The 265-nt window shown below is 56.6% G+C and carries 1 pseudogene; it reads right to left on the reverse strand.

The features are described from left to right. Positions 1 to 265 (reverse strand): annotated as a pseudogene (locus tag HMPREF2696_RS06140) (hypothetical protein); the annotation flags it as partial.

Genomic DNA, 265 nt, shown 5'->3' on the forward strand with positions numbered 1-265 from the left:
TTGGTTGGTCGCAAACAGTTGGCTGCCGTTGACGGCGTCTTTGCTGTTGGCGTTGAGGTCGCCGTCGGCTACGTTGGTCACTTTGTTGCCGGCGGCATCGATACCAGACTTGGTCAGGCTAGGACCGCCTGCGACGGTCACACCGTCGTTGTTAACGGTGGTGTCACCGGCTTTGACACTGTCTACAACCAAGTCTTTGTTCAGCTTGACAGTCACTTTATCGTCTTGGGCTTCGGTGGTGATGTTGTCGTCGCCGGCAACGGTC

This window comes from Neisseria sp. HMSC058F07 (assembly GCF_001810035.1).
Lineage (GTDB): Bacteria > Pseudomonadota > Gammaproteobacteria > Burkholderiales > Neisseriaceae > Neisseria > Neisseria perflava.